Raw genomic sequence first — 12,661 nt, forward strand, 5'->3', positions numbered from 1 at the left:
AATAGAATGTCTGGATTTATGCGGACACTAAAAAATGAAGGTTTCGGATGTTGGGCTGAATTTGAGGCAAGCAGTAATTACTTAGAGATTCGGTTTAGTCTTGATATTCGATGAGCTGCGGGATTTTCACAGGTATTCCGAAAGGCGATGACTTCGCATATCAAGTAAAACAAAAAAATTCTTGATTATCTATAATAAATAATACAAGTTATTATTGTCATTTCCCGTTATGGAGAAAATATTATGCCGTTAAGTATTATTAATAATTATAAACCTGACGAGACTATTTAAAACCATATCGGTTTACAGAAGCCGACGAACCCGAAGCGGAGTTTAAAATAAAATGTTGCTATTTACACTGAGGGTTATTAGCCGTATTTTTCTCTATTCGCCGTCACGGCTTTTGTCGCTGTCACGGAACATGCGCTCGCTAATAAAGGCCGATGCTTTTTCGGCGCCAGCCTGGACGACGCTTTGTAAACGATCGATCGATTTCTCTTTCATTCGCGCTGTCGGACCAACTACGCCAATACTAAAAAGTCCCGGCATATTGGCGACGATGACCGGGCATGCAACACTGAAAACACCCTCATCAATCTCACCGTCGCAAATCGCAATTCCATTCTTGCGCACCTCTTCAAGTGTTCGGCTAAAACTGAGCCAATCATGGCTCGGCGCGTTATTGTCCTTCTCATAGGCTTCGTATATTTCTTTTGCGGTTTCATCCTCGACATAGGCAAGGATTGCTTTGCTGGAGGAACATGTGTCGACGGGTCGGGAACCTGTTCCAGGATAGACATAGGATCGCCCGGACGCTTCCGGCGGAATTGCCTCGAGCAAATCAATGTGTTTATCAACACGGCGCGCAAAGAATGCGGTTTCGCCAAGCTCGGCCGTGATTGAAGAGAGGACCGTACGCGGTAGATAATCCGTCGCGCTTGCAGCAAGGCTCCGTTTTAATAGTTCCAACAACGCCGGTCCAAAGACATAGTGCCCATTGTCCTGCGACTTGAGGTATCCAGCTGCACAAAGCGATGCCGCCAATCTGTGTGTAGTACTCCGCGGCAAACCACCTCGTTCAACAAGTTGACTCAAGCTTACTCCCTGAGGGGCACTCGAGACAATTTCCAGTATTTGATTATACCGTGCCAACGGTGTTGGAATTAGCATTTTTACCTCAAAAGGTTGATGACTCTGTCACGCGACCACACGCCGCGATGAGTAAGTCTATTTTTATTGTACGGTCTCATTTTTTAGGATTATATCTTAAATTATAGGATCAAAAAGTTAACTAGTCAACTTTAGATTAATCCGGCCTTACAGGACAAACCCAAATTTCCATTGTAAATTCTAGTAGTGATAGTCAAGCATATTCAATATTTTATTTTTGTAAATTCTGGTCGAATTAGTATCCACGAAAAGCAGTGCCGACACTCTCACGAAGATTCCATCATATTTCATCGACGCCGATGAAAGCCGAAAGCAATGCTGGATCGGTACTCAACCGCGATGCATCGCCGGATTTTACGATTTTTCCTGCCTCCATTACATACGCGCGATGCGCCACGCCGAGCGCGGATTGTACATTCTGTTCCGCGATCAGGACAGAGCAGCCTGTCTCCAGAATCGTTAAAACAATTTCAAAAACCCGCTCAACCAATAGGGGCGCCAGACCTAACGATGGTTCGTCCAATATTAATAGCTTAGGTTGAGACATGAGCGCTCGCCCTAGGGCAACCATCTGTTGTTCTCCACCGCTAAGCGTTCCAGCAAGCTGATTTTTCCGCTCATTGACAACGGGAAACAGTTCTTCAATTTCTTTTATTTTTGCTCTGGTTTGCGCATTCGAAAGATTGAGTTTGGTTGCTCCCAACAGCAAATTATCCCGCACCGACATTTCGGGAAATAGATGCCGGCCTTCCGGGCACAGGATTACGCCTGCGCGAACCGCGGCTTCAGGGGTCCATTTGGTAACATCTCTGCCGTCGAAGGAAATGGACCCGCCAAACGAATTTTGAATACCGACAATCGACTTCAATAGCGTACTTTTCCCTGCCCCATTGGCGCCCACCAACGCGACACATTCACTGGCGGCAACTGTCATGGAAGCCTGATCGACTGCAATTCGGGACCCATATGCAAGCGACAAATTTGTGACATTTAGGATCATTTCGATCTTCCCAACCCTCTTAATCTGAGCCCGCCGGGCGTCCAAGATAGGCATTCTGCACATTGACATCACTCGCGATTTTCTTCGGAACATCGAGTGCAATCATTTTTCCCGCGGACATCACCATGATCCGGTCCGACAGGTTCATCATGAGACGCATTTTATGATCAATAACAACGATCGTGATGCCCCGAACTCGAATGCTTTTTATAAACGCTAGCAATTCCAAGACCTCAGCTTCAATCAATCCGCCAGACGGTTCGTCCAACAGTAATAGCTGCGGGTCCGTAATAAGCGCCATACCGATCGCGAGCTTTTGCTGCTGAAGATTAGTCAGCTCGGAAGGCAATAAATCCTCCATTCCCGCCAAACCGATAAAATCCAAAAACTCTAACATTTCCTGTCGATCAGACTTTAAATCTACTGGTCGCAGCCAGCCCGCCACTCCCCGATGCTTGGCGGAACCTGCCGATAGCAAGCTTTCTCCAATCGTATGGGTTGGGAACATTTGCGCAGCCTGGAAAGTCCGTCCAATTCCCAACCAACACCGCTTTTGCGTTGGCATTCGGTCAATTCGATGGCCAAAGGCCTCAATCTTTCCATGACTGGGCGGAAGAACTCCCGCAATCAGGTTGAATAAAGTGCTTTTCCCGGCGCCATTAGGACCGACGATGCCAAACACCTCGTCCTTCTTAACCTGAAAGGAAACCTGGTCGACGGCAGCTAGTCCACCGAAAGACCGGGACAAATTTTCCGTAGAAAGGATCCATTCAGTCATGAGGCATCTTTCCGATCTAGCAACACGTTCGACGAATTTCTGTTTGGATTTGTAGGCTTTCCCGAGAATAGGTTAGCTATTTTCCCGAAAGCGATTTTACTTAGGCCTGCCAATCCGTCAGGCGCAAACAGGACCACTAGTATAAGTATGAGCCCCAAAGTGATTATGCGAAACTCGTCCGCACTTCGCAGAATCTCGGGCAGAACAACAAAGATCGCCGCTCCCATGAACGGACCCGCTACTGTTGCACGGCCGCCAATAATAATTGCCATAAGAGCTGTGAAACCAACCTCGTAACTCGCGATTGAAGGCTCGATATATGAAAGATAGGATGCCTGGAAGCTGCCTGCCAAAGCAGCCATCCCCGCACTAATCAGAAAGGCGACAAGTCTCGTTCGAGAAACGTCTATTCCGACAGCTGCCGCAAGAGCTGAGTTATCCCGTATCGCACGCAGGCGACGCCCCGTCGATGTCCGCATCAAAAGATAAGATCCGGCAACACAAACGAAACTGACAATTGCCATTAGATAGTACATCGTTAAAGACGGGTTTAACGGAATACTTTCAAAGGAAATTGGTTTGGGAACGGGACTTAGCCCTAACTCACCATGCGTCAACTCCGTCCAATTGCGTATAACAATTGTAATCAGCAAACCAATTCCAAGGGTTGCAATGACGAAGTAATGCCCTTCCATTCGAAGCGTAAGCAAACCAATTCCAAGCCCGACAAGGGCACCAACCAGAATTGCGACCGGTAAGGTTGACCAAAAACCCCAACCCACATCAACAGTTAAAATCCCGGTGACATACGCACCCAGACCAAATAGGGCACCGTGCGCTACCGATACGAGCCCTGCGTGCCCAACGGCAATATCAAGTCCCGTAAACAATATCGCCCAAATCAGTAACTGTGTAAGGATTTGAATATGATATGGAGACTGAAAAATGAAGGGCAGCAGGACTAGCAATAGCACTCCCGTTATCGTCGGGAAAATATTTGCCCGCGTTATCATTATGCGACCCTCACAACTTTGCCATACAAGCCTTGTGGGCGAACAAGTAAAATCAAAATGAACAGTGCAACCGGATAGGCATCTTTGAATTCCAGCGACAAGTAGGCTGACCCGAAGGATTCACACAAACCAACAATAAACCCTCCTAGTAGAGCGCCATTGATGCTACCCATTCCAGCCAGAACAATGATAATGAACGCCTTGATTACCAGTGTATCCGCCATCGTCGGGTAAACTTGCGCGATGGGGGCGAGCAAGGCGCCGGCCAGTCCTGCCAAGGCACTACCGATTGCCATTGTAATCAAACCGACTCGCCTTGGAGAAAGCCCAACAACCAGAGAACCGGTACGGCTCTGGCCGACTGCTCGAATATTCCGGCCGGTTTTCGTGTAGCGAAGGAAAACATTCAGACCCAGGACCGCGATAATCGCCGCGGCAACCACCAACATTCGCTGATAGGTGATTGACGCGCCGAGTATTGTTGTGCCGCCAGCGATAGCGGGCGCCACTGAATGGTTGTTCGGACCGAAAAGGACAAGAGCCATGCCTTGAAGGACCAGCAATAGACCGAAAGCTGCGATAAACAATGTTGCTGGCGGCGCGTTTCTCAATGGGTCGAAAATAAGTGCCTGAACCAGAACACCAAGGATCGCCATCAAGACGATCGCCGCCGCAACTGGGATCCAATAACCATAGCTGGCTAATATTGCAACCGAATAGGCCCCCAGCATTGCATGCGCACCGAAGGCAAACTGCGGTACTTCCAGCACGCCGAAAACAAGGGCAAGAGATACCGCTAAAAGCCCGTATATACTTCCAGCCATTAGCGCGTTGGCAATATTCTGTGCAATGTCAGCCGCCATGATAATCTCCCAAGAACTAATTGCTGTCCGTGTAATCGATAATTTCATCCTTACTTTTCACAAGGCGAGGATGAATAACCGCAGTAGTTTCGCCGTTTTCTTCCAGATCATTAATATCCAGAATATTCCAGTCCTGATCCATTACTGCTCCCATTGCCGCGCGGATATTCTCGGCGCTATCAAAGTTCCCGGCCTTTTCTACAGCCGCAAACAGCCACATTGCTTGCGCGTAGCCGTCAGCAGAAATAACGACAGTTTCTCGGTTGAATTTTGCTTTAAAAGTGTCTTTGAAAGACACGACTTTGGCAGATTTTCTGTCCCAACCGCTGCCTTCGAACACGGATCCCTCAATTGCATCCCAACCGACAAAGGTTGATACCTCTTCCGGTCCGCATGAAACCTGAAAAATGAAAGGTCCTTTAAAGCCCAGTTCCAAAGCTTGCTTTACAACTGGCGTTACCTGTGGGCAGGCCCCTGGAACAGCAAGTGTGTCAGGCTTATCTTTCAATAACGCAGTTAGCTGTGGATAAAAATCCGTTGAACTATTTGCATAGGTTGCAATTTCCCCAAAATCACCGCCTGCAGCTTTCCAGCCCTTGGAAAACGTGTCTGCCCAAGCTTTCCCGAATTCGTCTTCACTTTGCATAATGGATATCTTTCCAAGATGGGGAAGAGTATCCTTGAGAGCCTTCGTGAATCCCGGCATGTACTTATAAGTATTATACCAGTACCGGGCGACGAGAGGATTACCTTGCTGCACCAGTTTATTGGAGGCGGAAGAGCTGATAATCAGGAACGGAGGAGCAGCCATCGTATTGAAGCTCATGATGGGGAAGGTTTCGATACTTGTAGAGATAAGCATCGCCGGAACCTGGTTTTGTGAAGAGAGGCGACGTCCGCAAGCGGCGGCCGTTGCGGAGTTTGCCTGGGTATCACAGAAGATTGCCTCAACCTGGACGTTCCTCCCGTTGACGGAGATGCCCCCCTTCTGGTTAATTTCCTCCACGGCGAGCCGGATACCATCAGAATAGTTGGCTCCATACTCCGCAAATTTGCCTGTTTCAGGGTATGGCACGCCAAAATGAAACACGTCTTTATCTTCACTGGCGGCCGTTGCTATTGTGGCAGTTGTTATTGCGAAAGCTGCCGCCAATCCCGCAGCGACGGCCCATAATTTAGATCTTCTAATCGTCATTTTACGCTCCCTTGGTTTTAAATTATTTATTGTCGATCTGCTCCTATGAACGATCGTTACTGTACTCAACGATGCCATCCTTGATGGCCAGCTCGCCCGATTGCGTGGCGAGATCAAATGTTACGACTTGCCCGTCGCCATCATCAGAAGCATGGACCTGATAGGTTAGTGTCAGTTCCGTCGGGACGATCACCATGGCACGCAATTGGCCTGCCACCCGTGAGATACTTGTTGGATTTCCACCAGAAATCTTGGCGGTAATGGCTGATACGGCCATGGCAATCGTTGCCGTTCCATGGAGAATGAGCCCGGGCAAGCCTGCCTCTTCTGCAATTCCGAGATCGGTATGGATAGGGTTCCAAATCCGCGAACATTCCGAGTACACATGGCACGCCGTTGAGGGAATATTCAATTGTTGGATAACTTTCTCTCCAACCTTGGCACCGAGCCGCGGCAAAGCCGGTAGAGCGGCAGGACAATCTTCTCCATCGACCTCAACATCGCGAAAGATCGCGCCGGAAATCGTCGTAGCTAATAATTCCCCGTCTTTGCTTTTCGTATCATTTTGCACCGTTGCCCAGGCGCCGGCGCGATGTCGGTGAACCCCGATTACTTTCGCCGTTGTTAGCGTACTAATTCCGGAGACTAGAGGCTTAAAAATACGGGTGTCTTGCGTTACCTGAACGCCCCGGCTCATCTCCTCCGCAGTAAGTCCAAACTGATCACGAATTGCCTTATGGCTCTCCCATTCAGGATGAGACAAAATCAGGGGATGAACAGGGACAGATCCGCTGCGGGTGTCATATAGAACGTCACTTCGATCATCAATCGCGGCCGCATAGTTCATCGCCCAACGGCGATCAATCTCGCAAGGTTCGGGACGAGAACAAGTGCCAATGACACGAGTCGAATACGGCATGGGGATACCTTTCTTTTCTATCGGGCAGATTTGGTTTCTTGAGTCACACGTTTTATTGTTTCAGGATCTAATCCCGCCAGTCCACCGAGCACCGCACCATTATCAAAACCGGGAGGTACGGTTTGCGCAGGTTCAATATCGGGTTTCGGAGAAAGCCGAATTGGACTAGCCGGAATAGGCCATTTACGCCCATCCGGAGCGATAACCTCCTCGATCATGTCGCGGGAAATTGCCTGTTCACTTGCCAGCACCTCGCCCGCTTCCAGCACCGGTCCTGCCGGCACGCCCGCCGCCGCCATGGACGCGGCCGCCTCCACTCGCGTTCGGCTCGCCAGCCAGTCCGACATCACGGGTTCAATGCGATCATGAAAATTTTTCACGCGCCCATCACCGGTTCTAAGTTCTGGATCGTTAGAGAGATCTTCTGCCTCAATTGCCTTGCAAAAACGCAGCCATTGCTCTTCGCTTGCAACGGCGATGCAGACATAGCCATCTGACGCTTGATAAAGACCATAGGGCGCCAAGTTAGGATTAATCCGACGGCCATATTCAAATTTATTACCCGTCATGTTAGTCGTGGCGATTGCCAGTTCATTTATCGATGTACATGAATCGAACATGGCAATATCGACGTAACTTCCTTCGTTGGTAATTCCACGTCGTAGCAGCGCCATCAGAATTCCTGAAACCGCATGCAGCGATGGCACCAGATCGCCGATTGCCGGTCCAAGCGCTATTGGTTCGCCGGTATCTTGCCCATGCTGGACCAACCCCGTCATGGATTCCGCAACCAGGTTAAATGCCGGCCAAGAACGGAGCGGCGATTCCGCCCCCCCAAATCCACTGATCGAACAATATACGAGCCTGCTATTTACTTCACGCAACACATCCACGCCGAGCCCAAGACGATCCATCACACCGGGCCGGAAGTTTTCGACCACCACATCTGCTTTCCGAACAAGTGCAATAAAGGCGTCTTTTGCCTCAGGGTTTCGCAGATCCAGGCAGACACTCTTTTTGCGCCTGTTCAGCCGTAGAAAATAGGAACTGATTGGCTCCCGATTATCTTCTCGCAAAATCGGTTCGAGGCTTCGGGTGATTTCGCCGTCACGCGGCGGTTCAATTTTGATTACTGTGGCCCCCGCATCCGCCAGCATCATCGTGCAATAAGGACCCGCGAGCCAACGGGTGAGATCCAAGACCACCGTACCTTTAAGCGGCGCTACATTCGATGTGCTCTGCATATGTCCCCCTGCTCACGTCTTGACGGATCCGAAATTGGTTCTCTTCCGTCATGCGTCCCGTCAGATCAGATTTTTCATTTCGTCCATACGGCTCAGTAAAACCAACGCCGCACGAGCTTTTATTTTCTGATTTTTCCATTTTTCGGGATGTCATCCTAAATATTAGGAGTATTAAATTTCTTGTCAAGGCGTTTCTAGAGAGGATCGATTTGGTTTGCGGAAATAGCGAAGGCACGACACGGTGCTGTCAGACGAATGCGACCTCGTCTCTGTTTGGCGTAAATTGGCACAACGGCGCCTCTATTATGCCGCACTAAGTTGCTGCCACTCGACCAGTGCGGCAATTCTTCGACGCTTGAATTCGGTGCTGTCAGACGAATGCGACCACGTCTCTGTTTGTCATAAAAGGGCGATAAGGTGCCTCAATTATACCGCGCTAAATTGCTGCCACTGGACCAGTGCGGCATTTCGTTGAAGCTTGAATTCTTTTCGGCTTGTTAGGTGACGCTCATGATTGAAGTGATTGTGGACTGATGCGTGAAGAGATACGAATTTCTGTAAACTTTGCAGGCGCCTAAACTTTAGCATTGCGTATTCTCGTCGCCGGAATGGGAGGTGAGAGTTTTCACAGCGATTGTTCTTCCACCGGCCAACCTCTTGAACCTCAGCATTTCCGATGGTCTTCATTGCGGCACAATATGAGCGTAACCTATCTGTGACAATAACACGGGGCCTCCCATACCGTTTCATGATTTTCTTAAGGAACACCAAGGCTGCTTTGCGGTCGCGTCGCTTGGAAACAAAGGCTTCCAGGACTTCGCCCTCGTGGTCAACGGCACGCCACAGGTAATGTGTTTCGCCATTGATCTTTACGAAGACTTCATCAAGATGCCATTTCCAGTTCGAATGATTTTGGGGAGGATGAAGTCGTTTCTTCCGGATCTCACCAGCAAATATTGGACCAAATTTATTCCACCAATATCGAACAGTTTCATGACAGATATCGATGCCGCGCTCATGAAGAAGGTCTTCGACATTTCGTAGAGAAAGCGGAAATCGGACATACATCATCACCGCCAGGCGGATGATCTCAGGCGATGTTTTGAAATAGCGAAATGGATTATGATTTTTCATTCAGGGAGAGTAGAAAATGACAAATAGGACGACAAGCTATTTTATTCTGACAGTCCCCGCCAGGGAGCTAATCAGGATAATGCGGCCTTCATCTCGCATGAGGGGAAGCAATGTTTGAACGCCGAAGAAAGTACCGCGTGCGTTCACGTCAAACTGGAGATCAAAATCTTCTGGCGTAACTTGTTCCGTCGACGACAGGTGAATAACACCGGCGTTGCTAACGTAAATATCAAGCCCGCCAAACCTGTCTTTAATTTCAGTCGCCAATTTTTTATGATGATCAAGATCGGAGACGTCGCCTTCTATACCAATGGCGCCGTAGCCAATCTCCTCAACAGCATTGTCCAGAACATCTTTTCTGCGGCCTGTAATAATCACCTGCGCTTTTTGTCGCGCAAATAACCGGGCTGTCGCCTTGCCAATACCACTATTACCGCCCGTAACAACTGCTACTTGCCCATTCAAAGATTGCATAGATCTATGCCTCCAAGATTACTGATTGACGAATTTATTATTCTGTTCTTTCCTCACACTTCGTTCCTGAAGCAGTGAAGAAAGCGAATTTGTTGGCATGGCCCACAGGTGGCGGGCCATGCCGCTATGGTTTTGTCAGCTTGAGATGAAAGAATGCAGATCGCGGTTAATTACATCAGGATGCGTTCCGCACATTCCATGCGGGAAACCGCTGTAAGTTTTGAGGGTCGCATGCTTGAGAAACTTGACCGACAATGGTGCGGAATCGACATAAGGGACAATTTGGTCGTCATCACCGTGCATGACAAGCGTTGGTACATTGATAGATTTCAGGCCTTCCGAGAAGTCTGTCTCCGAAAAAGCCTTAATGCAATCATAGTGGGCCTTGGCGCTTCCAGCCATACCCTGGCTCCACCAGTTCTGGATCAGCCCTTGGATGGGGTTCGCGCCGGAACGATTAAACCCGTAAAATGGCCCTGATGCTAAATCAATGTAGAACTGTGATCGGTTCGCGGCTAGCGTAGCTCTGATTTCATCAAACACATCGATCGGTAATCCACCGGGATTATTGGGCGTTTTCAACATGATGGGCGTTACAGCGCCGATGAGGACCAGTTTCGACACTCGTCCAGACTTCGATCTTGCAACATAGTGAGCAGCTTCTCCGCCGCCGGTTGAATGTCCGATATGAATCGCATTCTTGAGATCGAGTTCATCTACCAATGCAGCGACATCGGCCGCATAGGTATCCATCTCATTTCCCTCATCGGTTTGAGTTGAGCGCCCATGTCCCCGACGATCATGGGCGATTACCCGATACCCTCGCGCAAGAAAATAGAGTAACTGATTGTCCCACTCGTCAGCTGTAAGCGGCCATCCGTGATGAAACACAAGAGGCTGCGCATTCCTCGGACCCCAATCTTTATAAAATATTTCAACGCCATCCTTTGTCGTAATAAAATTCGCCATAGTTTGTCCTTTCAATTTTGGGGGCTGCGAAGCAGAGGGTTGCGGAAACGCTTCCGCGCATGAAGTTAGAAGGATCGCGCAGGCGCTGGCAGACAGAAATTCGCGACGATCAAGGCTTATAAATTCATTTTTTTCCATTGTTGATTCCTCGGCATAAATTTGTTTAACGTAGTAATTTTTAGAGACTAAAAATCTACGACTGAGCTCGGTTTAGCGTAAGCAAGAGCTACATTCCGATCCGCTTTGGGAGGGTAAATCCATATAGTATTGACCTCCTGTTTTATCGTTTTGGCATCGGCACCCGTCGCTTCAACCTTTCGGTCCCAACCGCGTGTGAAGAGCGCGCCAGGTTCCCCGAGGTCAAGACATGTAACGTAGGTTCGCTGGTGATAGGGCTCTGGTTCAACATTCATTAAGCTTGCAGCCGCATTGTTGCCTGCAAAAGCACCCATTCGCTTGGCGTGTTGGCACGACATCAGCGTATAGTTCCCAAGGTCGTCGCTTGCTGCTTTCGCAGCATCTCCCGTGGCATACACGTTGGCCACACCGGGAACTGCCAGATTTGCGTCTACCAACAATCTGCCGAGATTGTCGCGTTCAGCGTTAATTAGCGCAGTTAGATCTGTGGCGCGCATCCCAGCGGACCAGATTACGGTAGATGCATCGATCCTCTCGCCATTTGATAGGGTGACTCCGTCGGCATCAACACTCGTGATCCCCGCACCTGTAACTGCTCTAATTCCAAGTTGATTGAGTGCCTTAATTATATGTGGTCTCGCTTCATCGCCCATATCAGGCGCAATAGTCGACGAACGTTCAACCAGGACCACCTGTACATCATCATCTCGGCCAAGTATTTTGCGAAGGCGGGTTGGCATCTCTGTGGCAACTTCTATGCCGGTAAAACCGCCACCCGCGACGACAATTGTGTTGCGCTTCGCGCTCGCCGGACGCTTGACGAGACTGTTCAAATGGCCGTCAAGAGATACGGCGTCAGAAACATTATCAACACTGAATGTATGTTCGTCGACGCCAGGAATCGGAGGGCGGAACAAGCTGCTACCTGCAGCAAGGATCAATCGATCATATGTCAGTTTCGGCTTGTCATTACCCAGGTTCTCAAACGTAACCGTCTGATCTTCAGTATCTATCGCGTTGACGGTTCCCTGAACAAAGTTCACATCAACGGCGCTGAAAAGATCCAGAAGCGGAACTACCATTTTTTCAGGGTTTGGTTCGTAGAGCCTTGGGCGAACTGTTAGAACCGGGTTGGGAGCAATTACCGTGATTGCAAGGTCCCTGCTGGAGACTTTCTGTAGGTCGCGTAACCGGGCGGCAGAGAGAGCGGCGTCGGTGGCAGCGAATCCTGCACCAACAATCAAAATGCGTTTAGTCATTATCTTTCCTTCCTAATTGCAAAAGAAAGGCCGACAGCCTGGTCCTTGGGAGAAAGGACCATTACGGGGAGAGAAGAAGGTGACTGCCGGCCTGACTTGAATTGCCTGACAACTCTGCGGCGCCAAATTGAACACAAAAGACACGGCCAACGATATTGAGAGTACTACGTTCTCTTTACTTACATTTAACGGCATTCTTCTTGTCCTGTTTTAGTGACGAGTATTACCAAGCAAGACAAAAATTATGCTTTCCGAGCGCGTAGGACGATCGGACTCAGGTGTAGACTGACTATTACCGAAGTATAGGATAGGCCCGCCAAAATTAGATTGGTGCTTGACTTTGGTAATAAATCTATAAGCGTGCAGCTATACCGATCGGGTCGGGAACAAATACCTTTGGCGGTGCTGTGTTCGCCTAAGTAAGCAAGCGAGCCCTAACATACGTTGTTTTTAGTATTGGATCTTTCAATGAAACCAGGGCGACTAGGCCTATTGGAAGCACTGA

The 12,661-nt window shown here is 49.1% G+C and carries 12 protein-coding genes; all 12 read right to left on the reverse strand.

The genetic code is table 11. The features are described 5' to 3' along the window. Nucleotides 1–384: 384 nt before the first annotated feature. Nucleotides 385–1,170, reverse strand: a complete 786-nt coding sequence (locus MJ770_RS11175; protein ID WP_239254197.1) for an IclR family transcriptional regulator — start codon at nucleotides 1,168–1,170, stop codon at nucleotides 385–387. 280 nt (nucleotides 1,171–1,450) lie between these two features. Beyond that, a complete protein-coding gene (locus tag MJ770_RS11180; protein ID WP_239254199.1) occupies nucleotides 1,451–2,170 on the reverse strand; it encodes an ABC transporter ATP-binding protein in 720 nt (239 codons plus the stop codon). A 19-nt stretch (nucleotides 2,171–2,189) separates the two neighbouring features. After that, entirely contained in the window at nucleotides 2,190–2,948 is a 759-nt protein-coding gene (locus tag MJ770_RS11185; RefSeq protein ID WP_239254201.1) for an ABC transporter ATP-binding protein, read from the reverse strand. After that, complete coding sequence (locus tag MJ770_RS11190; RefSeq protein ID WP_239254203.1) at nucleotides 2,945–3,961, reverse strand: branched-chain amino acid ABC transporter permease; 1,017 nt, start codon at nucleotides 3,959–3,961, stop codon at nucleotides 2,945–2,947. Before MJ770_RS11190 ends, MJ770_RS11185 begins: the two co-directional genes overlap by 4 nt. Continuing rightward, nucleotides 3,961–4,824: a branched-chain amino acid ABC transporter permease gene (locus tag MJ770_RS11195; RefSeq protein ID WP_239254205.1), complete on the reverse strand. Its 864-nt coding sequence runs from the start codon at nucleotides 4,822–4,824 to the stop codon at nucleotides 3,961–3,963. Before MJ770_RS11195 ends, MJ770_RS11190 begins: the two co-directional genes overlap by 1 nt. 16 nt (nucleotides 4,825–4,840) lie before the next feature. Beyond that, entirely contained in the window at nucleotides 4,841–6,019 is a 1,179-nt protein-coding gene (locus MJ770_RS11200; RefSeq protein WP_239254207.1) for an ABC transporter substrate-binding protein, read from the reverse strand. A 43-nt stretch (nucleotides 6,020–6,062) separates the two neighbouring features. After that, nucleotides 6,063–6,866: a MaoC/PaaZ C-terminal domain-containing protein gene (locus tag MJ770_RS11205; RefSeq protein ID WP_239254209.1), complete on the reverse strand. Its 804-nt coding sequence runs from the start codon at nucleotides 6,864–6,866 to the stop codon at nucleotides 6,063–6,065. An 89-nt stretch (nucleotides 6,867–6,955) separates the two neighbouring features. After that, nucleotides 6,956–8,182: a CaiB/BaiF CoA transferase family protein gene (locus MJ770_RS11210; RefSeq protein WP_239254211.1), complete on the reverse strand. Its 1,227-nt coding sequence runs from the start codon at nucleotides 8,180–8,182 to the stop codon at nucleotides 6,956–6,958. A gap of 426 nt (nucleotides 8,183–8,608) precedes the next feature. Beyond that, a complete protein-coding gene (locus MJ770_RS11215) occupies nucleotides 8,609–9,316 on the reverse strand; it encodes an IS6 family transposase (protein WP_239254213.1) in 708 nt (235 codons plus the stop codon). Between the two features lie 36 nt (nucleotides 9,317–9,352). Continuing rightward, complete coding sequence (locus MJ770_RS11220; RefSeq protein WP_239254223.1) at nucleotides 9,353–9,790, reverse strand: SDR family NAD(P)-dependent oxidoreductase; 438 nt, start codon at nucleotides 9,788–9,790, stop codon at nucleotides 9,353–9,355. A gap of 135 nt (nucleotides 9,791–9,925) precedes the next feature. Beyond that, nucleotides 9,926–10,897 (reverse strand): alpha/beta fold hydrolase, encoded by a 972-nt coding sequence (locus tag MJ770_RS11225; protein ID WP_239254224.1) that lies wholly within the window; start codon nucleotides 10,895–10,897, stop codon nucleotides 9,926–9,928. A 47-nt stretch (nucleotides 10,898–10,944) separates the two neighbouring features. Further along, complete coding sequence (locus tag MJ770_RS11230) at nucleotides 10,945–12,156, reverse strand: NAD(P)/FAD-dependent oxidoreductase (protein ID WP_239254225.1); 1,212 nt, start codon at nucleotides 12,154–12,156, stop codon at nucleotides 10,945–10,947. Between the last annotated feature and the right edge of the window lie 505 nt (nucleotides 12,157–12,661).

It is taken from the genome of Candidatus Nitrotoga sp. M5 (assembly GCF_927904885.1).
Taxonomy (GTDB): Bacteria; Pseudomonadota; Gammaproteobacteria; order Burkholderiales; family Gallionellaceae; genus Nitrotoga.